Here is a 24,027-nt window from a genome sequence, read left to right on the forward strand (position 1 = left end):
CACGTAGTCAACGACGGGAAACAGCAGTGGGCACCACGCGCCGCAGTTGGGCGGGGGTCGGCATCGAAGAACGCCGACGGGTACGCAGGGAACGGCTCCTCACCGCCGGTACCGACCTGATCGGCGCGCCCGGCGGTGCGATCGCGAACGTCCGTGCCGTGTGCCGCGCGGCCGAACTCACCGAGCGGTACTTCTACGAGAGCTTCACCGACCGGGACACCTTCGTCCGCGAGGTGTACGCACACGTCGCGAAACAGGCGCGCGAGGCGCTCGCGGCCGCGGTTGCCTCGGCGCCGCCGACGGGTGTCGCGGAGGCTGCGGTGCGGGCCTTCGTCGGTCTCGCCGTCGATGATCCGGCCAAGGGGCGCGTGCTGCTCCTGGCCCCGCTGCGCGAGCCCGCGCTCAGCAGCCGTGGTCTCGAACTCGCGCCGGCATTCGTCGCGCTCGTCGAGGGCCGGCTCACCGGCATCGAGGATCGAGCGTATCGGCACCTGGTGGCCGTGGGACTGGTCGGAGCGTTCACCAGCATGTTCATGGGCTACCTCGAAGGCGACGTCACGGTGTCCCGGGAAATGCTGGTGGCACAGTGCGTTTCGCTACTCGAACATGCCGGAGAGGCTTACGGTCCGGTACCGCCCGGCTGACAGCGGGGGCACCGGTACACCACCCGCTCCGGTTCGGCGGCCGTGCCCAGGTCCCAGGATTCGATGGGTGTCCCGCAACGTCGGCAGGGATCGCCGCGCCGCCCGTACACCCAGAGGTTCCGGCCGCGACGACGATCACCCGTGGTGACCCGCACCGCCCGCTCGCGGTTCGCGGTGAGGATGCGGTGTGCGAGGTCCACCCAGCCCCGAGGATCACCTGCCGTACCCACCGGCTCCCGCGGATCGACGCCGCGCAGGAAGCACAATTCGGACCGGTACACATTGCCCACGCCCGCCATGACCCGCTGATCGAGCACGGCAACCCCGATCGGGCGGAGCGGGTCGCGCGACAGATTCTCCGCGGCGCGCGCCGCGTCCCAGTCGGCTCCGAGCAGATCGGGCCCGAGGTGGCCCACCGCATCCTCTTCCCGGTCACGGGGGAGAACTTCGAGGATTCCCAGTTCGAACCCGACGGCCTGCGTCTGTTCCGTACCCAGTACCACGCGAGCCTTGAAACCGGGTTTACGCCACCGCGCGCCGCGCTGGTAGATGTGCCACTCGCCCTCCATCTTCAGATGCGAATGGATCGTGTGGCCGGGTAACCGGATCAAGATGTGCTTGCCCCGCGACACCACCTCGTCGACGACACAACCCGTGAAATCCGCTGTGGCGAAACGAGGTACGCGGAAATCGGTTTCGGTGAGCGTTCTCCCCGCCAGAGCGGCGTTCAGTTGCCGCGCCGCGCGGTGGACCGTATCGCCCTCGGGCATCGTCAGAACCTCAACCGGTATCCGCGCGGCGTCGCCGAGAAACCGGACTCGCCCAGGATGTCGGCGAACGCGTGCCCGTGGATGGAGGCACCGTCGACCTTCTCCACGACGATCTTGTCGACGCCCCCGCGCTTGACGGTCGCGGCGAGGGAAGCACACGCACTGCGCAGCAGTCCCGGATCGTCGTCGAAGGTGAGCATCGTGCGGCCACCGCGTTCGATGAACAGCACGAGGGCGCCGTCGACGAGAACCACCAGGCCACCGGCCTTGCGTCCCGGGCGGTGGCGGGGTGCGTCGTCGGGGGCCGAGGACTTCGGCCACGGGAGTGCGGCGCCGTACGGGTTGGCCGGGTCGCAGGCTGCGAGGGTGATCGCCGCGGTTTCGTCGTGCCGGCCTTCGATCGAGTCGGCGAACGAGCGCAGGCGGTCGACGACCGCGGGTGTGGAGAACTGGGCCCCTCCCAGCGAGTCGACGAAATACCCACGTCGGCAACGACCGCGCTCCTCGAACCGGCTGAGGACCTTGTACATCGTGGCGAACCCGCCGGGTACACCCTCGCTCACCACGACCCCCCGGGTGACGACTCCGTACCGTTCGAGCAACAGTTCCGCGATGCTGTGTGCACGGATCGTCGCGTCGGTCTCGCGTTCGGGGAGCAACGACCAGCGACCGGCGACGGTGGGCGGGCCGGTGCGCGACGGCATCGCCGGGCGGGCTCGGTACATCCGCGCCCGCGGCGCGCGCCGCGGGGTCCGGTGCGCGGGCGTCGCGCGGGAGGTATCGCCGATCAAGGCCCGCAGCGGCGCAAGCGTGTCTCCCGAGATGTATCCGCCCCAGACCAGGTCCCACAGTGCTGCAGCGACATTCGTGTCGGTGGCGGTCGGTTCCCGGGCGGACACGGCATCGGTGAGCTGACGGAAGAAGAACGCGCCACCACCGGCGAGCGAGTCGAGGATCGCGTGGTGGATCGGGGACATGTCGAGTTCCTCGGCGGGCGCGAGGGTCACCGGTGCCAGGTCGGCGGGGTGGAGCAGGACCCAGCCGTCCTTGCCGGAGATCGACCCGGCGCCCGACCACACCACCTCACCTGTCGCGGTGAGTTCGTCGAGCATCGTCGGTGAGTAGTCGCGCACCCGGGGTGCGAGGACCAGTGGCTCGAGTGCGCTTGCCGGAAGCGGAACCCCGGCGAGTTGTTCCACGACCGTGAGAACGCCGTCGAGCCCGTAGAGAGCACTGCCACCCGCACCCGTCCCGAGATGGTGCCAGTCGGGAAGGAACCGGCCGAGCGTGGCCGTGCTGACCGGTTCGACATCCTGGCGGGCCGCTGCGAGCGACCGCCGTCGCAGCCGCCGCAGCACCTCGGAATCGCACCATTCGGACCCGGTGGCACCCGGACGGAATTCCCCCGACGTAACGCGCCTGTCCGCGGCCATCCGCCGCAACACGGAGTCGACGACGGCCGTGCCGAGCCCGAACCGCGCCGCGACCTCGGCCGCGGTGAACGGACCGTGGGTGCGGGCATACCGGCCCACGAGATCACCGAGCGGATCTGCGACCGGCTCGACGAACGCGGTGGGCACCCCGATGGGCAACGGCACGCCGAGCGCATCGCGCAACCGGGACGCGTCTTCGATGGCGGCCCACCATTGTTCACCCGCGTACGACACGCGGAGTGCGCGTCGCCGGCGGGCGAGGTCGGCGACCCACTCGGTCGGATCGTCGGTGGTGCGTTCGTGCAACTCGGCATCGGTGAGCGGCCCGACCAGTCGCAACAGGTCGGCGACACCCTCGGCATCGCGCGCGCGCCGCTCCGGTGTCAGTCGCTGCAGTTCGTGTTCGGCGTCGGCGATGACGTCGGCGTCGAGCAGTTCGCGCAACTCCACGCGACCGAGCAGTTCGGCCAGCAACGTCGAATCGAGCGACAACGCGGCCGCGCGGCGCTCGGCGAGCGGGCTGTCTCCCTCGTAGAGGAACTCGCCGACGTAGTTGAACAGCAGTGACGAGGCGAACGGGGAGGCGGTGGGCGTTTCCACCTCGACGAGGCGGATCTGCCGGCGGGCGACGCGACCGAGGAGGTCGTGCAGGGCGGGCAGGTCGTAGACGTCCTGCAGGCACTCCCGGACGGTCTCGAGCAGAATCGGAAAGGTCGGGTAGCGCCGCGCGACATCGAGCAATTGGGCCGAGCGTTGCCGCTGCTGCCACAACGGCGCCCGCTTGCCGGGGTTGCGGCGCGGCAACAGCAGTGCGCGGGCTGCACACTCCCGGAACCGCGACGCGAACAGCGCCGATCCACCGACCTGCTCGGTGACGATCTCGTCGATGTCCTCGGGGTCGAAGACGAAGATCTCCGACCCCGGTGGCGCGTCGTCGGCGTCGGGCAGTCGCACGATGATGCCGTCGTCGGAGGCCGTCGGGTGGGATTCGACGCCGTACCGCTCGAGCAATCGGGCGCCCACCGCCAGTGCCCACGGTGCGTGTACCCGCAATCCGAACGGGGAGTGCAGCACCAGTCGCCAGTCGCCGAGTTCGTCGCGGAACCGTTCGACCACCAGGGTGCGGTCGGTGGGAAGCTGTCCTGTCGCGGTGCGCTGCTCGGTGAGCAGAGCGATCAGGTTGGTCGTCGCGTTCTCGTCGAGTCCGCCGTTGCGACAGCGTTTTTCGGCTTCCTCGGCGTCGGCGTGGCCCAGTTCGCGGATGAACGCGCCCAGAGCGGCTCCGAGTTCTGCGGGCCGGCCCTGGCTGTCTCCGTGCCAGAACGGCAAGCGGCCGGGACGACCGTAAGCGGGCGAGACCAGTACCCGGTCGAACGTGATCTCTTCGATCCTCCAACTGGTGGCACCGAGTGCGAACACATCGCCGACCCTCGATTCGTAGACCATCTCCTCGTCGAGTTCTCCGACACGGGTGTTCTTCTCGCCCACCATGAACACGGTGAACAATCCGCGGTCGGGGATGGTGCCGCCCGAGGTGACCGCGAGTCGCTGCGCGCCCGGGCGCCCGGTGAGCGTGCCCTCGGTGCGGTCCCACACCACACGCGGCCGTAGCTCGGCGAACTCGTCGGACGGATAGCGTCCCGCGATGAGGTCGAGCACCGACTCGAACACGGGTCGCGACAGGGACGCGAACGATCCGCTGCGCCGCACGGTGTCGAACCAGTCGTCGACGTCGAGCGGTTCGAGCGCGGTCGCCGCGACAGTCTGCTGGGCCAGCACGTCGAGGGGATTGGCGGGTACCTGCAACGCTTCGATCTGCCCGGCGACCATGCGCTCCACCGTGACGGCGCAATGGATGAGATCGGTGCGGTGCTTGGGGAAGAGCACACCGCGGGACGTCTCACCCACCTGGTGCCCGGCGCGGCCCACCCGTTGCAGGCCGCTCGCGACGGACGGCGGTGCCTCCACCTGGATGACCAGGTCGACCGCACCCATGTCGATGCCGAGTTCGAGGCTCGAGGTGGCCACCACGCACCGCAGGCGCCCGGTCTTGAGATCGTCCTCGATGAGGGCGCGCTGATCCTTGCTGACGGAGCCGTGGTGCGCGCGTGCGAGCACCGGTTCGGCGCCGTACGTGACTTCGGTGGGCGCCCCGATCTGGGCCGGGGGTCTGCCCACGCGGTCGACCTCGGTGCCGGTGCGTTCGGCGTAGATCTCGTTGAGCCGGGCGGTGAGCCGCTCGGAGAGCCGTCGCGAGTTCGCGAACACGATGGTCGACCTGTGTGCGGTGATGAGGTCGACGATCTGTTCCTCGACGTGCGGCCAGATCGACCCCGCCTGGGGAGTGGGCGACGCAGAGTCCTCGTCCGGCTCGGCGACACCGAGTTCCGTCATGTCCTCCACCGGGACCCGGACCGTGAGATCCCACGTCTTGGCCGCCGGGGGTGCGACGATCCGGATCGGCGCGCCACCGGCGAGGAACCGGCCGACCTCCTCGTGGGGCCGTACCGTCGCGGACAGTCCGATGCGCTGCGCGGGCGCGCGCAGCAGCAGGTCGAGCCGTTCGAGCGACAGCGCGAGATGGCTGCCCCGTTTGGTGCCGGCAACGGCATGCACCTCGTCCACGATCACGGTCTCCACGCCGGCGAGGTTCTCCCGCGCCGACGAGGTGAGCATGAGGAACAGCGACTCGGGAGTGGTGATCAGGATGTCGGGTGGGGTGCGGGCGAGCTTGCGCCGGTCGGCCTGCGAGGTGTCGCCGGAGCGGACCCCGACGCTGATGTCCGGTGGGGTGAGGCCGAGCCGTTTGGCGGTCTGGGTGATCCCGACCAGCGGCGATCGCAGGTTGCGTTCGACGTCGACCGCGAGAGCTTTGAGCGGCGAGACGTAGAGCACCCGCGTGCGCTGCTCGCGGGCGACCGTCTCGTCGGCCGGGGTGGCGGCGAGCCGGTCGAGCGACCACAGGAACGCGGAGAGCGTCTTGCCGGAACCGGTGGGTGCCACGACCAGGGTGTGCGCGCCGGACGAGATCGACTCCCACGCACCGAGCTGAGCGGGAGTCGGGGCGTCGAAAGCTCCGCCGAACCATTCACGGGTCGGTGCGGAGAATCGGTCGAGGACAGAGCTCACCTGTCTATCGTGCACCCGACCGCCGACAGGCTCAGTCCTCGAAGGCGAATTGAGCGATCTGAGGCGAGTGCAGGTCGGCCCACCGGTTGCGCCCGGTGCGGACCAGTTCGGTGACGAGGGCACGGGCCGGCGCCCGCCACGGCAGGGCGTCGAACTGCTCCCGGCTCTCGGGTGTTTCCGTCCATGCGATCGTGGCCATCGCACCGCTGTGCGTCACATTCAGCGCAGGGAAGGTTGCAGCGATCCGGTCGAGGGACGCGCCGCAGGCCTCTTCCAGACCTTCTCGCGTCACTGTGATCCAGCCCTGGACATTCCGCAGACCCGGTCCCGGGGTGTCGAGGTGGAGGCCGGCCACCTCGAGATCACCGGCATACACGCTCACGAGTCGGCGGCCCGTCGGCGACACCGAATTGTCGGGCAGGCACGCGACCGACCAGTACTCCCGCTCGCTCATCCGTGCGTTGGGCACGCTCGACCGGATGTAATCGCGCAACCATGCTGTGACGATGCCGAATTCGGGGTAGCGCGCGAGCTCCCTGTACTTGGTGTCGCGTAGGGGGAGTTCGGAGACGGAGTCGGGCGAAGGCATGTTCACGCGACGATTATGGCCGTTCACGGGCCGATCCGGGTGCAAGGCCGGAATCGACGCGTTCCCACGCCCGGGGGGCTGCGTCCGGGTCACAGCACCACCCCCGGGTTCAGGATCGACCGAGGGTCCAGCGCATTCTTGATTTGCCTGGTCAGAGCCATGACATCAGGGCCGACCTGGTCGGGAAGCCATGCCTTCTTCAAGCGGCCCACGCCGTGCTCCCCGGTGATCGTGCCGCCCAGTTCGATCGCGAGATCCATGATCTTTCCGAAAACCGCCTGTGCTCGCACGGCCATCTCGTCGTCGGCGGGGTCGTAGACGATCAGGGGATGGGTGTTGCCGTCCCCCGCGTGAGCGATGACCGCGACCGTCACATCGTGCTCCGCCGCGAGCGCGGCGATCCCCTCCACAAGCGCGGGAAGAGCCGGCAGGGGAACCCCGACGTCCTCGAGCAGCAGGCTGCCGGTGCGCTCCACCGCGGGGATCGCCATCCGGCGGGCGGCCGCAAACGCTTCCCCCTCCGCGGCGTCGTCGGTGGTGAACACCTCGTCGGCAACGGCGTCGCGACATGCCTGCGCCATCAGCGTGATCTCCGCGGCCGCGGCCGCGCCCGGTACGTCGGAACGCGCGATGAGCATCGCTTCCGTGGAGCGGTCCAGACCCATCCGGAGCATGTCCTCCACCGCTCCGATCGTGGTCCGGTCCATGAATTCGAGCATCGCGGGCCGCAGCATGCCGGTGATCGCGACGACCGCGTCGGCGGCGGCCTGGACCGACCCGAACGTGGCGACCATCGTCGACGCCGGTGGTTGCGGCGGAAGCAGTCGCAACGTCACCTCCGTGATGACGCCGAGGGTGCCTTCGCTGCCGACGAACAGTTTCGTCAAGGACAGGCCGGCGACGTCCTTGAGTCTCGGGCCGCCCAATCGCACCGCGGTACCGTCCGCCAGCACGACCTCGAGACCGAGGACGTAATCGGACGTGACCCCGTACTTCACACAGCACAGGCCGCCGGCGTTGGTCGCGGCGTTGCCGCCGATCGTGCAGATCTCGAACGACGACGGGTCCGTCGGGTACCACAGACCGTGCTCGGCCGCTGCCCGCTTGACCTCGGAATTGAGGAGCCCCGGCTGCGCAACTGCGGTTCGGGTGGTCGTGTCCACCGTGAGCGCACGCATCTTCTCGGTGCTCAGCACGATGCCCCCGGCGATGCCGCCGGATCCGCCCGACAGACTCGTGCCGGCTCCCCGGGGCACCACCGGGACGCGATGGGTGTTCGCCCACCGCAGCGTGGCCTGCACGTCCGTGGTCGACGTGGCGCGCACCAGGGCGGCGGGCACAACCGCGTCCGGGTCCTGCGCACGGTCGTGGCGGTATCCGGCGAGGATGTCAGGGTCGGTGACCAGTGCGCCCTGCGGCAACGCGGCGGCCAGTTCGGTCAGCGGCATCGCAGGCAGTCCGGTTTCCTGTTCGGTGGACATCTCGTCACCCCGCCGCCGGGACGTAGCGGGCACGCAACTTGTGTTTGACCAGCTTGCCGGTGGGTGTGCGCGGCAGGTCGTCGGAGAAGTCCACACTGCGCGGTGCCTTGAAGTGCGACACGCGGTCGCGGACGTACTCGAGCAGTTCCTGCTCGAGTTCGGGACTCGGCGTGACCCCGTCTGCGAGTTGCACGACGGCCTTGACCTCTTCGCCCATCTCCGTGTTCGGCACGCCGATGACCGCCACGTCGTAGACCTTCGGGTGCAGGGTGAGGACGTTCTCCGACTCCTGTGGGTAGATGTTGACGCCGCCGGAGATGATCATGAAGGCGGCGCGGTCGGTCAGGTAGAGGAAGCGGTCGTCGTCGAGGTACCCGATATCCCCGCTCGTCGTCCAGGTCGGGTGGTCGGGATGTGTTGCCGCTGCGGTCTTCTCGGGGTCGTTGTGGTATCGGAAAGGGTGTTCGTCGCGTTCCCACCACACTGTCCCGATCGCGCCGGCGGGGAGTTCGCTTCCCTCGTCGTCGCAGATGTGGACGATGCCCATGACGCCGTCGCGCCCCACGGACCCGGGCCGCGCGAGCGCCTGCCCGGAGTCGATGAAGGTCGCGCCCGCACCTTCGGTGGACGCGTAGTACTCGTGGATCACCGGGCCCCACCACTCGATCATCGCCCGCTTGATCTCCGGTGGGCACGGTGCGGCCGCGTGGATCGCGACCTTCATGCTCGAGACGTCGTATCTCGCCCGCGTCTCCTCCGGCAGTTTCAGCATCCGCACGAACATCGTCGGCACCCACTGGGAGGCCGTGACCGAGTACTTCTCGATCAGGGCGAGCGCTTCTTCGGCGTCGAAGCGGTCCATCAGGATCACGGTGCCGCCGACAGACTGAACGGTGCCGCAGAACCGGAGCGGCGCAGCGTGATACAGCGGGGCGGGGCACAGGTAGACCGTGGTGTCGTCGAACCCGTACATGGGCGCGAACACCGCGGTGTACGGGTCGGGGACGTCCTGCACCTGGCCCACGGACAGAGCCGGTTCGATTCCCTTCGGCCGCCCGGTGGTGCCGGAGGAATACAGCATGTCCCGGCCACGAGGCTGGTCGTCGAGCGGTGACGGATCGTGGCGGGCGAGCGCATCCTCGTAGTCGTCGAAGCCGGGAAGCGACCCGCCGAAGACGAGGCGGTGGGCCACTCCCGGGTACGCCCCGGGTGACGTATCGACCGCCGACAGGGCGTGTGCCGAGACGACCAGGGCTTGCGCGTCGCAGTCGTCGACGATGTAGGCCGCTTCGTCGGGAGTGAGGTGCCGATTGACCACGGTGATGTACAGGCCGGAACGCAGTGCTGCCCAGTACACCTCCATGACGCGCAGGTCGTTGTCGGATATCAACGCAAGATGGTCGCCGGGCGCCAGGCCGGCGGCGCGCAGATGCTTCGCCAGCCGGATAGAGAGTTCGTCCAGTTCCCGGTAGGTGAGCGATTCGCCCGTCGCGGGCCGGATGATGGCCGGCTTGTCGGGGGTGGTCGCGACGAAGTTCCCTGGGTACATGGTCCCCGGTCTACCACAAGATGTGTCGTACGCCACACGGTTGCTCCGCGTCGGGGCATTGCGCCGGGACGTGTGTAGGTGGGAACGGACGGGTATACCCCGCACACATCGAAAGGAGAGCACGATGCCGAACTCGTCGATCAAGAACGAAAAGATGTACGAAGAGTTGCGGGACGACGGCGCGTCGAAGGAGAAAGCTGCCCGGATCTCCAACGCTGCCGCTGCCGAGGGCAAGTCGAAGGTCGGGAAGCGAGGCGGAAAGTCCGGGTCGTACGACGACTGGACTGTCGACGACCTGAAGAAGCGGGCGAAAGAACTCGGCTTGAGCGGTTACTCGAGCATGCGCAAGAACGAACTCGTGGACGCGTTGCGCAACCACTGACGGGAAGGCAACCTGGACTCGCGTGGCCACCCCCGGCCCGCGAGAGGGGCAGGCATGGCATTGAGCGTGGACGGCGACACCCTGTACTTCGAGTTCCCCGAAGTACACGGGGAAGCCGAACTGGCCGTCTCGTTCCACCGCACCGTCCGGGTGCCGGACGACGGGAAGCGCTACCCGCTGCCACCGAGCCTGGGCACCTTTCCTCTACGTGTTTTGGACGAGCACATCGTCCTGCCCGTATGGCAGTCCGAAGCCTGCTGGATCAAGTTCGACACTCGTTATCCGTTTCTCGTCAAGGTCGGAACCGGCGACGTCGACGCGGTGACGGGCGGGCCCTGGACGCCGGAACCCGATTTCGATGCCGAGGACTATTTCGAGGTCCCGGAACAACCCTGGCTCGACGGGTTCTGTGTGGACGGCGGACTGGTCCGCCAGTTCGTGGCGATGCCGCTGGGTGCGGGGTACACCGTCGAGGAACAACTCGGTCGCGGGCCGGCCACCGGGGGAATCCGGATCGCCGCGTCCCCGATGAGGGCCGACGTGTACGAGCGGCGGCGCGCGCGAACCGACGACCGGCAGCACATGATGACCTTCGCGCCGCCTCCGCCGCCCGGCATGGGACTCGGCGCGGGCGGTTCGATCACCCAGCGCGTCGCGACGCCGGTGGAAGAACGCGGCGTATGGGACACGGGCCGTCGCTCGGCTGCGCACGTTGCGCTGGTCAACAGCGTGCAGTGGGAAACCCTGACGGGAACAGCGCCGCCGACCGAGCCGATCACCGCGCGCGAGTACACCGAGCGCGGGTATCCGTGGTTCGAGGTGTACGACGAGTCGGTCGCGCGGGAAGCGGCCACGGCACTGTCGGGTGTCGAGACCGTCTCGCGCGTGCTCGCCCGCCGAGGGGACGACCCGCTGGCCGGAAACGAGACCGTCGACGTGCCCGAACTCCTGAGGATCCGTCCGCGGAAGGGCCGGGACCGCGGTTGAGATCCGCCGTTGGGGCTCAGCCGAATTCGACACCCTGGGCAAGCGGGAGTTCGTTCGAGTAGTTCACCGTGTTGGTGGCGCGGCGCATGTACGCCTTCCATGAATCCGAACCCGATTCGCGGCCGCCGCCGGTCTCCTTCTCACCGCCGAACGCACCACCGATCTCCGCCCCGGAGGTACCGATGTTGACGTTCGCGATACCGCAGTCCGAGCGGGAGAGGAACTGCTCGGCCTCCCGTTGGTCGAGGGTGAAGATCGACGACGACAGCCCCTGGGGGACTGCGTTGTTCAGCGTGATCGCCTCGTCGAGGTCGTCGTAGGTGAGGACGTACAGGATCGGTGCGAACGTCTCCTCCCGTACGACCTCGGTCTGGCCCGGCATGCGGACGAGTGCGGGGGAGACGTAGACCCCCTTCCCGGACACGTCGACACGGTCGCCGCCGGCGACGACAACGCCGCCGTCGGCAGCGGCGCGATCGAGAGCAGAGCGCATCGCCTCGTACGATTTCTCCGAGACGAGCGGACCCACGAGGACTCCCTCGTCGAACGGATTTCCCACGCGCAAGCCGGAATACGCGGTTGCGAGCCGCTCGACGAGCGTGTCGGCGATCGACCGGTGCACGATGAGCCGCCGGAGTGTCGTGCACCGCTGCCCGGCGGTACCCGCGGCGGCGAACACGACGCCGCGCACCGTGAGGTCGAGGTCGGCCGACGGAGTGACGATCGCTGCGTTGTTGCCTCCGAGTTCGAGCAGGCACCGGCCGAATCGAGCGGCGACGCGGGGAGCAACCGCCCGCCCCATCCGCACGGACCCGGTTGCGCTGACGAGCGCGATCCGCGGATCGTCGGAAAGGGTTTCTCCGACGCGGGAGTCGCCGAGAAGCACGTGGTGCAGGCCGTCGGGCGCGCCCACATCGGCGGCAGCGCGCCGCAGGAGTGCGTCACACGCGAGCGCGGTGAGCGGCGTGGTCTCGGACGGCTTCCACACCACCGGGTCGCCGCACACGAGCGCGATCGCGGTGTTCCACGACCACACCGCGACCGGGAAGTTGAACGCCGAGATGACACCGACCACACCGAGGGGATGCCATGTCTCCATCAGGCGGTGACCCGGACGTTCGGACGGCATGGTCCGCCCGTACAACTGGCGGGACAGCCCGACGGCGAAGTCGCAGACGTCGATCATCTCCTGAACCTCACCGGCCGCCTCGGACGGGATCTTCCCGACCTCGAGTGTGACGAGTGCTGCCAGGTCGCTCTTGTGCTCGACGAGGAGTTCGCCGAGACGTCGGACGAGTTGTCCGCGAACCGGGGCGGGCACGTGTCGCCATTGCTCGAACGCGCTTGCGGCGGTCGAAATGGCGAGATCGACGTCTTCGGCCGAGTGGAGGGGAAGTCGAGCGAGTTCGGTGCCGTCGACCGGGCTCGTGACGCCGAGGACACCGTCCTGCGGAAGTTCGACTCCGCAACGGCTCAGGGCCGCCTCTGCTCGGGTGCGGAGGTCGGAGGTCGCATTCATCGGTGTGGTCCCTTCGTGCTCGGATAATCTGCGCGGGTGCCGGAATCCCCTAAAGACGCGCTGGACGAGATCGATCGATTGCTGTTGCGCGAATTGGAAGCCGACGGGCGGGCCACCTTGGCCGCGCTTGCCGACAAGGCGGGCCTGTCGGTGTCCGCCGTCCAATCCCGGGTACGACGCCTCGAGTCGCGCGACATCATTCGCGGGTACAGCGCCAGAATCGATCCCGAGGCGATCGGACTCGCGCTCTCGGCGTTCGTCGCCATCACCCCTCTTGATCCGTCTCAGCCGGACGATGCACCGGCGCGATTGCGCCATATCGACGCCATCGAATCCTGTCACTCGGTCGCCGGGGACGAAAGCTACATCCTCCTCGTGCGTGTCGCCTCGCCGCGCGCGCTCGAACATCTGCTTCAGCAAATTCGTGCGACCGCGAACGTGGCAACCCGGAGCACCGTCATTCTCCAAACATTTTACGAGCGGTGACGGTAAACGCCGGTAAATTTCTTGTAATGAAGACCCTTTACTGAATGTTCTGACGTATCGTTCCCGGTATGAGTACTGCACTCCGGCGCCCGGACAGTGACGGATCCCTCCTTCCCGACCGCGTTCACGACGTACTGCGGCAGCACCTGCTCACGGACGGAGCAGACCTCGTCCTCGACCTCGAACGCTCACGCGGCCTACGACTGGTCGACCAGCGCGACGGCACTGTCTACCTCGACATGTTCGGGTTTTTCGCGTCCTCGGCGCTGGGCATGAACCATCCTGCGCTCGCGGACGACCCCGGTGCCGCAGAGGAGTTCTGCACTGTCGCACCGAACAAGCCCAGCAACTCCGACATCTATACGGTGCCGATGGCCCGGTTCGTCGACACCTTCGCCCGGGTCCTCGGGGACCCGGCCCTGCCGCACCTGTTCTTCGTCGACGGCGGTGCGCTCGCCGTCGAGAACGCTCTCAAGGCCGCGTTCGACTGGAAGAGCCGCCTCAACGAGTCCCGCGGACTCGACCCCGGCCTCGGAGGCTCGGTACTTCATCTGACCGAGGCGTTCCACGGGCGGAGCGGCTACACGATGTCGCTCACCAACACCGATCCGGTGAAGACCGCACGCTTCCCGAAGTTCGACTGGCCGCGAATCGACGCGCCCTATCTGTGCGACGGCCGCGACATCGCCGCGGCGGAGGATCGCGCGCTCGACCAGGCGCGCGCCGCATTCGCCGAGCGCCCCCACGACATCGCGTGCTTCATCGCCGAACCCGTCCAAGGGGAGGGCGGCGACCACCACTTCCGTCCGGAGTTCTTCCGGGCCATGGCGGATCTGTGCCGCGCCAACGACGCGCTGTTCGTGTTCGACGAGGTGCAGACCGGTGTCGGACTCACCGGCACCACCTGGGCCTATCAGCAGTTCGGCGTGGCTCCCGACCTCGTGGCATTCGGAAAGAAGACGCAGGTGTGCGGGATCATGGCCGGCGGGCGGATCGACGAAGTGCCCGACAACGTCTTCACGGTGAGCTCTCGTCTCAACTCCACCTGGGGTGGCAATCTCACCGACATGGTGCGTGCCCGCCGCATCCTCGAGGTGATCGAACGGGACGGACTGATCGAGCGTGCCCGCACCCGTGGGGCGCATCTGCTGGCCGGAGTGCAGCAACTCGCCGCGCGCCGTCCTGCGGTGACGGAGCCGAGGGGCCGCGGGCTGATGTGTGCGCTGACCCTGCCGTCACCGGACATGCGCGACGCGGTGCTGCGCGACCTGTACCGCGACGAGCACGTCCTCATGATCGGCACCGGCACCCGCGGTATCCGATTCCGGCCCCCGCTGACGGTCACGACAGCCGAACTCGACGAGGCGCTCGCCGCCGTGGACCGGGTCCTCGGGCGCCACACCTGAGCCGTGCGGGGCTTTCCGGTTCCGAGCGCAACGCCGTAGGTTGTCGACATGACCGATGCACTGGGCAGCGAGGCCGCTGCGGACACCGCCTTCGCGATCCCGTCACTGGCGAACTTCCGCGACATCGGCGGGTGTGCGAGTTCCTACGGTGGCGTGGTTCGTACCGGGGTGGTGTACCGCTCGACCGACCTGAGCCGGGTCACCGAGACCGATCTCGACACACTCACGGCGCTGCACATCGCGAACGTCTTCGACCTCCGCACCGCGGCCGAGCAGGAGCTGCGTCCGGACAAGCTTCCGGCGCACGCCCGGCACTTCGCCCTCGACGTCCTCGCCGACCGGAACAACGGGTCCATCGCGGCAGCACTTCCCGACATCGTTGCCGATCCCGCACTGGCCGCCCAGGCGTTCGGTGACGGCCGCGCCGTCGAATATCTGCGGGGGAGCTACCGGGACTTCGTGACGTTGCCGAGCGCTCTCGCGTCGTATCGCGCTGTCGCGGAAGGTATGGCGCAGGGCGACGTTCCCGCGCTGGTCCACTGCAGCGCGGGGAAGGACCGGACGGGGTGGGCCGCAGCGTCCCTGCTCCTGTTCGCCGGCGCCGACGAGGATGCGGTGTTCGCCGAGTACCTGCGTACCAACGACATGCTGCTGCCCGCTTTCGACACGATGTTCGCCCGCTTCGCCGAACGGGGAGGTGACCCGGACATCCTCGTTCCGATTCTCGGTGTGCGGCGCGAGTACCTCGAAACCGCAATCGACGAGGCGCTGACCCGGTACGGCAGCATCGAAGGGTATTTCGCGGCCGGCCTCGGTCTCAGCGACACCGCGCTGCAGGCTCTGCGCGACCGCCTCGTGGCCCCGCAGGAGTGAGCGTTCGCCGGGCAGGCGGTACCTGACGAACAGGCCGGTGCCGCAAACGGTTTCAGCGTGCGCGCGCTGCGCGGGTGCGGCGGCGGAGCGCCTCGGCGACGGCGAGGCCGACAAGGATGCCGAAGAGGTCGGCGCACCAGTCCCAGACCGATCCCGAACGCCGCACGGCGACGGTCGCCTGCAACACCTCGGTGAGAGCTCCGTACGCGGCCAGCCCCACCAGCGTGATCGCGGGGGAGAAGCGCGCGAAGCGGGAGCAGTACGCCAGCACCGCGAACATGAGCGCGTGGGTCACCTTGTCGGAATGCGGTGGCCCCGAGGGAGTGGTGTCGCCGGGCAGGAGAAGCATCACCGTGACCGCGATGACGGCAACCACGAGTGGCAGCACTCGCTGCCAGGCGAAAGGGGGCATGGCGCCAACGTTAGTCGGCACCGCCGGGCGGCCGGTCCGAGGCTCGCCATTCCGTGACCAGGCGGTACGCCCTGCGCCCCAGCATCCAGAGGGCGACGAGCGCGAGGAGAATCGCGATCGGGTGCCGGATCGCGACGAGGATCAGCAGCGCGACGAGCACCAGCGGGACCAGCGTCACGAGGTTCAGATAGAGATTCTCGCGGGCTGGTGGGGGCACCAGGGCTGCCGGCGCCGACGGCAGGTCGCGGAACAGCGGAACCAGGTCGCCGCGGGTCCGGGCTTCCGTCGCGCGAGTCACACGCTCGTCGAACTCGTCGAGCGTGAGCCGGCCGGCCGCGAAGTGGTCACCGAGCAGCTGCACGGCTTCTTCGCGTTCGGCCGTTCCGATACGTACTTCGGGACGCTCGCCCATGGGTCCAGACTAGTGGAGATCGGACGTGCGGGGCGTGCCCGAATCCCAGGCTGCGATCTCGGCCTCGGCGCGCAGATCATCGTGGCTCGGTGACGCCAGCAGCAGCAGCACGATCGCGCCGAGGACGACGAAACCTGCGATGAACCCCGGGAACATCAGCGACATCACGGTCATCCCGGTGGGTTCGGGCGCGTCCGGCAGCACGTGCACTGCCACCCCGGCCATGCCGGTGTAGTGCAGCGCGACCACCGCGGAGGCCATGACGGCCGCCGCCACGACGCGCATCGCCGCACTCTCCGCCGCACCCGACAGCCACAGCGCGGTGAGTGAGGCGACCACCCCGATCAGCACCGATCCAGCGATGTACGGACTCTGTTGTTCGAGTTCTCCCTGTACCCGCACCGCCGACATTCCGGCGTAGTGCATGGCCGCGACCGCGAGGCCCATCACCACGCCTCCCACGGCCAGTCGTTCACCCGGCGACCACGACCGCAACCGTCGCACATCCGCCTGCAGGATCCACAGTCCGAACCATGTCGCGCCGATCGCCAGAGCGACGGAGAGCAGGGTCGGCGCCAACGCGTACCTGACCGGCGATCCCGGAAGCGAGAAGCCCATCATTCCGATGAAGTGCATCAGCCAGATGCCGACGCCGCCGATCGCGACGCTCGCGAGGAAGGTCCAGCGTGCCCGGGACCGGGCGACCCGCGTGGCGTGGCGGGCGCAGGTCAAACCTGCGTAACACCCGACGGCTGAGGCGAACCAGCCGAGAGCGAAGAGCCACATTCCCATGGAGAAGTGGTGGAGTTCGTGCGACATACGTCCCCTTGACGGAGGGCGGCACGGGCCCCTCCACGGCATGCAGGGGCTGCGTGCCGCGCATGGATTGGACAGCGACAACGACCCCGACAGTCTCGAAGAGAATAGGTCACAATGCCCCACGCCGATAGGTCCGAAGTCCCACGGCGAGGTGTGGAACCGGTCACGTGCGCATATGACGGAGGCCCCCGCACCGACGATGCGGTGTGGGGGCCCCTCGAGACGTGCTGGTGCTACTTGAGTTCGGCGAGGACCGTGCCCTGCGTGATGGCGGAGCCCGGCTCGACCGTGAGGCCGGTGACGACGCCGGCCTTGTGCGCCGTGACGGGGTTCTCCATCTTCATGGCTTCGAGGACGGCGATGAGGTCGCCCTCGGCGACTTCCTGTCCTTCGGTCACGGCAACCTTGACCACGGTGCCCTGCATCGGCGCGGTGACCGCGTCGCCGGATGCCTTGCCACCCTGGCCGCCGCCGCGCTTGCGGGCCTTCGGCTTCTTGCGGACGACGCCGGGGGCGCCACCGCCGCTGCCGAGAGAGAACTGGCCGGGAAGCGACACCTCGACGCGACGTCCGCCGACCTCGACGACGACGTTCTGACGCGGCAGGACCTCGTCCTCGTCCTCGACCGCACCACCCGGGGTGAACGGCTCGATGGTGTTGTCCCAGTCGTTCTCGATCCACTTGGTGTAGACGTCGAACTTCTCGCCGTCGCCGACGAACGCGGGGTTCTCGACGATGTGGCGGTGGAACGGGATGACGGTGGCCAGACCGTCGACCTCGAACTCGGCGAGCGCGCGTGCCGCGCGCTGCAGCGCCTGCTCGCGGTTCTCGCCGGTGACGATCAGCTTCGCGAGCATCGAGTCGAACTGGCCGCCGATGACGTCGCCCTGGACGACACCGGAGTCGACGCGCACGCCGGGGCCCGTCGGCTCGCGGTAGACGGTGATGGGGCCGGGGGCGGGCATGAAGCCACGGCCGGCGTCCTCGCCGTTGATGCGGAACTCGAAGGAGTGGCCGCGCGGAGTCGGATCTTCCTTGATCTCGAGTTCCTCACCGTTGGCGATGCGGAACTGCTGGCGCACCAGGTCGATGCCTGCGGTTTCCTCGGTGACGGGGTGCTCGACCTGCAGTCGGGTGTTGACCTCGAGGAAGGAGACGGTGTCGCCCTGCACCAGGTATTCGACCGTGCCGGCGCCGTAGTAACCGGCCTCCTTGCAGATCGCCTTGGCCGAAGCGTGGATGCGGGCACGCTGGTCGTCGGTGAGGAACGGCGCGGGGGCCTCCTCGACAAGCTTCTGGAAGCGACGCTGCAGCGAGCAGTCGCGGGTGCCGGCGACGATGACGTTGCCGTGCTGATCGGCGAGGACCTGGGCCTCGACGTGGCGGGCCTTGTCGAGGTACTGCTCGACGAAGCACTCACCGCGGCCGAAGGCTGCGATGGCCTCGCGGGTAGCCGACTCGAACAGTTCGGGGATTTCCTCGATGGTCTGCGCGACCTTCATGCCGCGACCGCCGCCGCCGAAGGCTGCCTTGATCGCAACGGGCACGCCGTACTGCTTCGCGAACTCGACGACCTCGTCGGCGTTCTTGACGGGGTCCTTGGTGCCGGCCGCCATCGGGGCCTTCGCGCGCTCGGCGATGTGCCGGGCGGTGACCTTGTCGCCGAGGTCGCGGATGGACTGCGGGGAGGGGCCGATCCAGATCAGGCCCGCGTCGATGACAGCCTGGGCGAAGTCGGCGTTCTCCGACAGGAAGCCGTAGCCGGGGTGGATCGCGTCGGCGCCGGACTTGGCCGCAGCGTCGAGGATCTTGTCGAACACCAGGTAGGACTCGGCCGAAGTGGTGCCACCGAGCGCGAACGCCTCGTCTGCGAGCTTCACGAACTGTGCATCGGCGTCCGGCTCAGCGTAGACAGCGACACTGCCGTACCCCGCATCCTTCGCCGCGCGGATGACCCGCACAGCGATTTCGCCGCGGTTCGCGACGAGCACCTTCGTGATCTGCGCGCTGGCATGACTGGGCACGGAGCCTCCTGCTATCGATCGTTAGGTTATTTCCGTCAAGCGGCAGTCTAAGCACCAATCCGCTAGACGATGTAACCGGATGGCGTCTACACATTACGGTGCCCACCTGAGCGTGCAACGCTACTCGCCGGTAGGTGGGACGTCCCGATCAGGGGCTCCGGAGCTCGGTGCAGAGGAAGCCACCACGTCGTGCATCAGTTCGCGTGTCCGGTGCAGGAAGCGGAGAACGTTGGCGGCCGCGACCGGATTGTCGGGGAAGCGAGCGGACATGTTCAGGCCCTCGGGGGTCCGGTTGATCCAGATGTAGACGTCGTGGGCGAAGCTCCGGCTGCGCAGCGCGCGAGCGTTCCACTCCGGCCACTGGGCGGCCATCGGAACGAAGCGCACATCCATGTAGGACACGACGAACCGCGGGCGGATGGGCACGCCGAGCAGTTCGCCGACGCGGTCGAACGGCACGCGGGCGCTGGCGCGCGTGCGGCGCAATTCGCGCGCGGCGCGGGCGGTGAGCGTGTCGAAATCCGTTGTGCCCGTAAGGTCCAGGTCGATCGGGCTTACTCCGACGAACCAGCCGAGTGCGCCCGCCCACATCGGGCCCGTCCGGGTATGGGCGGGCGCGACGACACGGAAATTGTCGACGCCCGCCAATTCTCGGGTCGCCTGCCCGAGGCATGCGAGTACGCCCGCGAAGAAACCCGCGCCCGAGTCCTGACACCGCGCCGCGAACACGGACGCCTGCTTGTCGTCGAACCAGCGTTCCACCGCACCCTGCTGCGCGACGGTGTGCGGCGGGCGAGGGCCGATCGGGAGCGGGAACGACGGCGCGTGCCCGCCGCACACTTTCAGGGTGTGCTGCCAGATGCGCACGGCTTCGTGCTTGTCGTCGAGTCGCTCGGAACCGTCGCGTTCGGCGGCGCCGAAATCGATGTAGCTGCCGACGGGGAACAGTTCGGCGGGGCGGCCCGTCCGCTCCTCCTCGTACAGGGCGGTGATCTCGTGCGCCACCAACACGATCGAATACCCGTCGATGATGGAGTGGTCGGCTCCGAAGAAAACCGTGAAACACGGTGCAGTGCCGGAGAACCCGGACGAGTCGCCCGGGAGCCGTTCGAGCGTCGCGAAGACGTACGCGGGCCACAGATGAGGCGTCGTGTAGTCGTCGAACAACCCGTGGAGGTGATCGCGGATGGTGTCGGGATCGCTGGGGTCGTGGCGGATGGAACGGAGGGAGATCCTGCCCGGGGGTGCGGTACGCCGGATGATCGGACTCTCCGCACGATCGGATCCGGTCAGGCGGGTATGGCTGCGCAACGGCTCGTGCCGGTCGATCCACCGTTCCAGCGCGCGGCGGAACTTCTCGGTGTCGATCTCACCGTCGATCTCGAAAGCGGTGCCCAGCCAGGATTCCCGGCCCCCGCCGTAACGGGCGCCACTCGAACGCCGCAGGTGCGCCTCGTGGATGTAGGAGGCCGGACGCGAGTCCTGCTGCCAGGCGTCGTCTTCTGCGCACGGCAGCCATTCGGTCAGGACCCCCGCCGAGATCGGGTAGTCGGCCAACTCGGTGAATTGCATCGAACTCGCGGTTCCGCAGGACTCAGGAGCGGAGGTGACGTTTGATGCGCGACAGCATGGCGCTCATGCCGCGCAACCTCAACGGGCTCACGACGGCGGCCAAGCCGAGCGCGGAGTAGAAGTCGTCCGGCACGTCGAGGATCTCTTTCGCGCTGAGGCCGTCCAGCCCCTGGTGCAGGATCGACGCGAATCCGCGCGTGGTCGGAGCCTCGGCGGGAGCACTGAAATGCAGTGTCACGCTGGAGGGGTCCGCGGCGTCGACGGAGAGGAACAGCGGCGACTGGCACTCGGGCACAGGCTCCATCGCCGCCTCTTCGAGCTCCGGTGGGAGCGGCGGCAGTTCCCGGCTGAACTCGAGCAGGAGCTGTAGCTTGTCCTGACCCTCGACGGCGGCGAAGTCGTCGACGATCTCGGCGAGAGGTGCGGGAATACTCATGCGACCGGCGCTGTTCCCGGCTCGTCGCCCTGGACGATCGGCACGCGCACCGCGTTGCCCCATTCCGTCCACGAACCGTCGTAGTTGCGTACATGCGGGTAACCGAGCAGGTGCGTGAGCACGAACCAGGTGTGGCTGGACCGCTCGCCGATCCGGCAGTACGCGATGACATCGGCGTCCTTGTCGACACCCGAGTAGATCTCGTCGAGTTCGGCGCGGGAGCGGAAACGTCCGTCCGGAGCAGCGGCCTTCGCCCACGGAATGGAGACCGCGGTGGGGATGTGACCGCCGCGCAGGGCGCCTTCCTCCGGGTAGTCGGGCATGTGGGTGCGCTCGCCGGTGTACTCCTGCGGCGACCGGACATCCACGAGCGGAACGCGTCCGAGGTGGGAGAGGACGTCGTCCTTGAATGCGCGGATCGGGGTGTCGTTGCGTTCGACGACGGGGTAGCCGCTCGTCGTGGCCGACGGGATTTCGAGGGTGGTGTCGCGGTTCTCGGAGATCCACGCGTCGCGGCCACCGTCGAGCAGGCGGACGTCCTCGTGACCGAAGAGCGTGAACACCCACAGTGCGTAGGCGGCCCACCAGTTCGACTTGTCGCCGTAGATCACGACGGTGTCGGTGCGGCGGATGCCCTTGCGATCCATCAGCGCCGCGAACTGCTCGCCGTCGATGTAGTCGCGCGTCACCGGATCGTTGAGGTCGAGATGCCAGTCGATCTTCACGGCGCCCGGAATGTGCCCGACGTCGTAGAGCAGCACGTCTTCGTCGGATTCGACGACCTTCATCTCGGGATGCCCGAGGTGCGCCGAGAGCCACTCGGTCGACACGAGACGAGCGGGATCCGCGTAGGCGGCGAACGACGAGTTGCTATCGGGTGCGACGGGCACTAAGAGCTCCTGGGGCAGTGGTGGCAGGTGCGCAGTCGATTCTAGGCGGTAGCGTTCGAGCACGTGACTCGCAGTCGATCCCGCCACGCCGATCTCGGCTGCCGTGCCGACATCGACGTACTGGTGCGGCGGTTCTACGAGCGTGCGACGGCCGATCCGCTGCTCGCGCCGGTATTCGACGTTCTCGCCGTCGTCGGGCTCGACGAACACCTCGTCGTCGTCGGCGACTTCTGGGAACAGATCCTGTTCCGCACCACGCGTTACGACGGAGCGTTCATCCCCGTCCACCGCGCGCTGCACGGCCACCACGGCCTGACATCCGCCCGGTTCGAGCGCTGGCTCGCGTTGTGGATCGAGAACGTCGACGCGCTGTTCGCGGGGACGAATGCCGACCGTGCCAAGATCAAAGCCGAGGCGATGGCACGGTCGCTCGCCCGCTCGCTGAAGGTCGATATGTCGTAATATCCGCGCGGACGCCGTGACGAGCAGACACGGCAGGGACCAGCAGACGCGGTAGTGCTTAACAGACGAACCGATCCGGGGCGGCCGGCGGCGACATACAGGGGTGTGCGGGAATGCCGTATTTCGGGTTGATCGTGATGATCGTGTGGGTGGCGTGCCTGATAGACCTGATCCGTGCCGACGAGCACGAGGTGCGGCACCTGCCCAAGCCGCTGTGGCTGATGGTCGTGATCCTTCTGCCACTGGTCGGCTCGGTGCTGTGGTTGCTCGTCGGACGGCCGGACGGGGTCGACCGGTCGCGGACGCAAAGGCCTGCGTCGACGTTCCCCGAATACAACCGGCCCGGGCGGCAGGCGGGGCAGCAGCCCGAAACCGACGAGGAGTTCCTCCGGCGCTGCCGCGAACGCGCAGAACAGCAACGCCGCGTGGCCAGGGAGCAGGAGAAGCGCCGGCTGGAACGCGAGGGCGGCGCCGGGGCATGAGCGCCGCTCAGTGGGAGACGGGCGCCTTCAGTTGCATCCACGCGAGCACATCGAGCACCCGCAGGGCCGGCACCGCGTCCGGCAATCCGGCCCGCTCCCGCAGCCCGACGAGGCGTGCCTGTAGCTCACCGTCGTTGTGCCGCAACGCTTGCCGGATCGGCTCGAGATGCGCCTGCTTGGTGTCGAGCACCTCGCCCACGACGCGATCGTAGATCGGGTAGAGCCGGGGCCGCTTCCGGGCGATCAGCTTCGACGCGACCGTGCGTCCGATGCTCGGCACCGTCCACAACGCCGTCTCCAGTTGCCACGCAGGGGAACGGGGCGTCATCTCGTCTGCTTCCTCAGCGAGATCGCGGTCCGGACCGATCGCCGCCAGCAACTCGGCGAACTCGTCGCGGCGTTCCCGGAGCACGATGTCGGCGCCGTCGGGCGAGACCTCGACCGAGAGAAACGTGACGGCGACGAGGTCGTCGGCGGTGAAGACGTCGGCGTCGCGTTGCCGGGTGCCGGTCGAATCCCACTCGTCCCAGAGCGCGCCGCTCCGGAGCCGGCCGGTCTTCCGCAGCGGCACTCGGAAATAACGCTCCAGCACGTCGAGTGCCGGCGCGTCGTCCCGGCCGGCGAGCACCTTGGGCAGCCGGATCGGCACGTCAGGCTTCTTCGGTCATGACGCCGAGGACGTGCTGCGCGAACCACCGATTGTGATACTCCTCATACGGACCCGCGCCTTGGTCGGCCAGACGCTCGGCCAGAGGGCCGATGGTGGTCTCGTCGAGCGGAAGTGCGAAGAACTGTTCGTCGGCGCCGTCGTCGCTGAGAAACCAGTCGACGACCACCGCGTCGCCGTGCGCGGCGGCGTTGTCCGAGTCGTGGAACTTCAGCAGCGGATACCGCATCGACAACTGGTCCAGCGAGGAACCGGTCTGCTGGATCAACGCGGAAGTGGACGTCGTGAGCACCGTGCGGTAATCGACGGTCTCCCCGTCTTCCGTGTACCGCTCGACGTGCAGGACTTCCATCGGGCCGATCGCGAGCGTGAACAGCCGCTGGTGGTCTGCGGTTCTGCCCGCGGACGGAAGGCAGGTCAGCGTCCACCCGGACACTTCGTGGTCCGCCGGATCGTCGAACGCGGAGGCCAGGTACCCGGCCACCAGATCGACGACCACGTCGAAGAAGGGATCCTGGCTCAGCAGGACGAAGCTTTCTTGGGTCGCGGACCCCGCGATGTCGTTCATGACCGTCCTCGGATTCGGTGATGGGGATGGTCCGG

At 68.2% G+C, this 24,027-nt stretch carries 23 protein-coding genes; 8 read left to right on the forward strand and 15 right to left on the reverse strand.

The genetic code is table 11. The annotated features are described in order from the left end of the window. Window positions 1-26: 26 nt before the first annotated feature. Entirely contained in the window at window positions 27-644 is a 618-nt protein-coding gene (locus HF886_RS04380) for a TetR/AcrR family transcriptional regulator (RefSeq protein WP_169651667.1), read from the forward strand. On the opposite strand, the gene HF886_RS04385 is transcribed toward HF886_RS04380, so the two are convergent. From HF886_RS04385 to HF886_RS04405, 5 genes are all read right to left on the reverse strand, one after another. Next, window positions 620-1,414, reverse strand: coding sequence for an Fpg/Nei family DNA glycosylase (locus tag HF886_RS04385; protein WP_169651668.1), 795 nt, complete (start codon window positions 1,412-1,414; stop codon window positions 620-622). The two genes, HF886_RS04380 and HF886_RS04385, sit on opposite strands and share 25 nt — an antisense overlap. 2 nt (window positions 1,415-1,416) lie before the next feature. Next, the gene (locus tag HF886_RS04390; protein ID WP_169651669.1) at window positions 1,417-5,976 is read right to left on the reverse strand and encodes an ATP-dependent helicase; all 4,560 of its coding nucleotides are present in this window, start codon (window positions 5,974-5,976) and stop codon (window positions 1,417-1,419) included. Window positions 5,977-6,007: 31 nt separating this feature from the next. Further along, window positions 6,008-6,565, reverse strand: a complete 558-nt coding sequence (locus HF886_RS04395) for a hypothetical protein (RefSeq protein ID WP_206038565.1) — start codon at window positions 6,563-6,565, stop codon at window positions 6,008-6,010. An 89-nt stretch (window positions 6,566-6,654) separates the two neighbouring features. Beyond that, window positions 6,655-8,013 (reverse strand): FAD-linked oxidase C-terminal domain-containing protein, encoded by a 1,359-nt coding sequence (locus HF886_RS04400; RefSeq protein WP_169651819.1) that lies wholly within the window; start codon window positions 8,011-8,013, stop codon window positions 6,655-6,657. A 37-nt stretch (window positions 8,014-8,050) separates the two neighbouring features. Next, window positions 8,051-9,595 carry an AMP-binding protein gene (locus HF886_RS04405; protein WP_169651671.1) on the reverse strand — a complete coding sequence of 515 codons (1,545 nt, stop codon included), beginning with the start codon at window positions 9,593-9,595 and terminating at the stop codon, window positions 8,051-8,053. Between the two features lie 124 nt (window positions 9,596-9,719). Here HF886_RS04405 and HF886_RS04410 point away from each other — a divergent pair, with 124 nt between their 5' ends. Together HF886_RS04410 and HF886_RS04415 are read left to right on the forward strand one after the other, a co-directional pair. After that, window positions 9,720-9,977, forward strand: a complete 258-nt coding sequence (locus tag HF886_RS04410) for a Rho termination factor N-terminal domain-containing protein (RefSeq protein WP_169619845.1) — start codon at window positions 9,720-9,722, stop codon at window positions 9,975-9,977. 54 nt (window positions 9,978-10,031) lie between these two features. Then, on the forward strand, window positions 10,032-10,964 hold the full coding sequence (locus tag HF886_RS04415) for a hypothetical protein (RefSeq protein WP_169619844.1): 933 nt from the start codon (window positions 10,032-10,034) through the stop codon (window positions 10,962-10,964). Window positions 10,965-10,980: 16 nt separating this feature from the next. On the opposite strand, the gene HF886_RS04420 is transcribed toward HF886_RS04415, so the two are convergent. Next, window positions 10,981-12,483 carry an aldehyde dehydrogenase family protein gene (locus tag HF886_RS04420; RefSeq protein ID WP_169619843.1) on the reverse strand — a complete coding sequence of 501 codons (1,503 nt, stop codon included), beginning with the start codon at window positions 12,481-12,483 and terminating at the stop codon, window positions 10,981-10,983. 36 nt (window positions 12,484-12,519) lie between these two features. On the opposite strand from HF886_RS04420, the gene HF886_RS04425 reads away from it, so the two are divergent. The 3 genes from HF886_RS04425 (at window position 12,520) to HF886_RS04435 (ending at window position 15,248) form a co-directional block, all read left to right on the forward strand. After that, entirely contained in the window at window positions 12,520-12,969 is a 450-nt protein-coding gene (locus HF886_RS04425) for an Lrp/AsnC family transcriptional regulator (protein WP_169619842.1), read from the forward strand. 68 nt (window positions 12,970-13,037) lie between these two features. After that, window positions 13,038-14,375 carry an L-lysine 6-transaminase gene (lat, locus tag HF886_RS04430; protein WP_169651672.1) on the forward strand — a complete coding sequence of 446 codons (1,338 nt, stop codon included), beginning with the start codon at window positions 13,038-13,040 and terminating at the stop codon, window positions 14,373-14,375. 48 nt (window positions 14,376-14,423) lie between these two features. Continuing rightward, window positions 14,424-15,248 (forward strand): tyrosine-protein phosphatase, encoded by an 825-nt coding sequence (locus HF886_RS04435; RefSeq protein WP_169619840.1) that lies wholly within the window; start codon window positions 14,424-14,426, stop codon window positions 15,246-15,248. A 52-nt stretch (window positions 15,249-15,300) separates the two neighbouring features. Here HF886_RS04435 and HF886_RS04440 read toward each other — a convergent pair whose 3' ends face one another. The 7 genes from HF886_RS04440 to HF886_RS04470 form a co-directional block, all read right to left on the reverse strand. Next, window positions 15,301-15,660 carry a VanZ family protein gene (locus HF886_RS04440; RefSeq protein ID WP_169619839.1) on the reverse strand — a complete coding sequence of 120 codons (360 nt, stop codon included), beginning with the start codon at window positions 15,658-15,660 and terminating at the stop codon, window positions 15,301-15,303. 10 nt (window positions 15,661-15,670) lie between these two features. After that, window positions 15,671-16,072: a DUF1707 domain-containing protein gene (locus tag HF886_RS04445; protein ID WP_169619838.1), complete on the reverse strand. Its 402-nt coding sequence runs from the start codon at window positions 16,070-16,072 to the stop codon at window positions 15,671-15,673. A gap of 9 nt (window positions 16,073-16,081) precedes the next feature. Continuing rightward, window positions 16,082-16,891, reverse strand: a complete 810-nt coding sequence (locus HF886_RS04450; protein ID WP_169619837.1) for an MHYT domain-containing protein — start codon at window positions 16,889-16,891, stop codon at window positions 16,082-16,084. Between the two features lie 233 nt (window positions 16,892-17,124). After that, entirely contained in the window at window positions 17,125-18,915 is a 1,791-nt protein-coding gene (locus tag HF886_RS04455) for an acetyl/propionyl/methylcrotonyl-CoA carboxylase subunit alpha (protein ID WP_169619836.1), read from the reverse strand. Window positions 18,916-19,035: 120 nt separating this feature from the next. Next, entirely contained in the window at window positions 19,036-20,487 is a 1,452-nt protein-coding gene (locus HF886_RS04460; protein WP_169619835.1) for a condensation domain-containing protein, read from the reverse strand. 22 nt (window positions 20,488-20,509) lie between these two features. Continuing rightward, entirely contained in the window at window positions 20,510-20,923 is a 414-nt protein-coding gene (locus HF886_RS04465) for a SufE family protein (protein WP_169619834.1), read from the reverse strand. After that, complete coding sequence (locus HF886_RS04470; protein WP_169619833.1) at window positions 20,920-21,813, reverse strand: sulfurtransferase; 894 nt, start codon at window positions 21,811-21,813, stop codon at window positions 20,920-20,922. The genes HF886_RS04465 and HF886_RS04470 overlap by 4 nt, the downstream gene beginning before the upstream one ends. A gap of 63 nt (window positions 21,814-21,876) precedes the next feature. Between HF886_RS04470 and HF886_RS04475 the strand changes: the two genes are divergently transcribed. Together HF886_RS04475 and HF886_RS04480 are read left to right on the forward strand one after the other, a co-directional pair. Further along, window positions 21,877-22,275 carry a group III truncated hemoglobin gene (locus tag HF886_RS04475; RefSeq protein WP_169619832.1) on the forward strand — a complete coding sequence of 133 codons (399 nt, stop codon included), beginning with the start codon at window positions 21,877-21,879 and terminating at the stop codon, window positions 22,273-22,275. Window positions 22,276-22,388: 113 nt separating this feature from the next. Continuing rightward, a complete protein-coding gene (locus HF886_RS04480) occupies window positions 22,389-22,757 on the forward strand; it encodes a PLD nuclease N-terminal domain-containing protein (RefSeq protein WP_169619831.1) in 369 nt (122 codons plus the stop codon). Between the two features lie 7 nt (window positions 22,758-22,764). On the opposite strand, the gene HF886_RS04485 is transcribed toward HF886_RS04480, so the two are convergent. Further along, complete coding sequence (locus tag HF886_RS04485) at window positions 22,765-23,406, reverse strand: DUF6308 family protein (protein WP_169619830.1); 642 nt, start codon at window positions 23,404-23,406, stop codon at window positions 22,765-22,767. Between the two features lies 1 nt (window position 23,407). Further along, window positions 23,408-23,992: a hypothetical protein gene (locus HF886_RS04490; RefSeq protein WP_169619829.1), complete on the reverse strand. Its 585-nt coding sequence runs from the start codon at window positions 23,990-23,992 to the stop codon at window positions 23,408-23,410. Window positions 23,993-24,027 lie beyond the last annotated feature (35 nt).

Origin of the sequence: Rhodococcus sp. 105337, from assembly GCF_012844225.1 — a bacterium.
In the GTDB taxonomy this organism is placed as follows: domain Bacteria; phylum Actinomycetota; class Actinomycetes; order Mycobacteriales; family Mycobacteriaceae; genus Rhodococcus.

Bases quoted from the DNA above. Each gene is read 5' to 3' on its own strand.
- HF886_RS04385 (WP_169651668.1), bottom strand. From the start codon at position 1,414: ATGCCCGAGGGCGATACGGTCCACCGCGCGGCGCGGCAACTGAACGCC.
- HF886_RS04395 (WP_206038565.1), bottom strand. From the start codon at position 6,565: ATGCCTTCGCCCGACTCCGTCTCCGAACTCCCCCTACGCGACACCAAG.
- HF886_RS04400 (WP_169651819.1), bottom strand. From the start codon at position 8,013: ATGCCGCTGACCGAACTGGCCGCCGCGTTGCCGCAGGGCGCACTGGTC.
- HF886_RS04405 (WP_169651671.1), bottom strand. From the start codon at position 9,595: ATGTACCCAGGGAACTTCGTCGCGACCACCCCCGACAAGCCGGCCATC.
- HF886_RS04410 (WP_169619845.1), top strand. From the start codon at position 9,720: ATGCCGAACTCGTCGATCAAGAACGAAAAGATGTACGAAGAGTTGCGG.
- HF886_RS04415 (WP_169619844.1), top strand. From the start codon at position 10,032: ATGGCATTGAGCGTGGACGGCGACACCCTGTACTTCGAGTTCCCCGAA.
- HF886_RS04420 (WP_169619843.1), bottom strand. From the start codon at position 12,483: ATGAATGCGACCTCCGACCTCCGCACCCGAGCAGAGGCGGCCCTGAGC.
- lat (WP_169651672.1), top strand. From the start codon at position 13,038: ATGAGTACTGCACTCCGGCGCCCGGACAGTGACGGATCCCTCCTTCCC.
- HF886_RS04435 (WP_169619840.1), top strand. From the start codon at position 14,424: ATGACCGATGCACTGGGCAGCGAGGCCGCTGCGGACACCGCCTTCGCG.
- HF886_RS04440 (WP_169619839.1), bottom strand. From the start codon at position 15,660: ATGCCCCCTTTCGCCTGGCAGCGAGTGCTGCCACTCGTGGTTGCCGTC.
- HF886_RS04445 (WP_169619838.1), bottom strand. From the start codon at position 16,072: ATGGGCGAGCGTCCCGAAGTACGTATCGGAACGGCCGAACGCGAAGAA.
- HF886_RS04450 (WP_169619837.1), bottom strand. From the start codon at position 16,891: ATGTCGCACGAACTCCACCACTTCTCCATGGGAATGTGGCTCTTCGCT.
- HF886_RS04460 (WP_169619835.1), bottom strand. From the start codon at position 20,487: ATGCAATTCACCGAGTTGGCCGACTACCCGATCTCGGCGGGGGTCCTG.
- HF886_RS04465 (WP_169619834.1), bottom strand. From the start codon at position 20,923: ATGAGTATTCCCGCACCTCTCGCCGAGATCGTCGACGACTTCGCCGCC.
- HF886_RS04480 (WP_169619831.1), top strand. From the start codon at position 22,389: ATGCCGTATTTCGGGTTGATCGTGATGATCGTGTGGGTGGCGTGCCTG.
- HF886_RS04490 (WP_169619829.1), bottom strand. From the start codon at position 23,992: ATGAACGACATCGCGGGGTCCGCGACCCAAGAAAGCTTCGTCCTGCTG.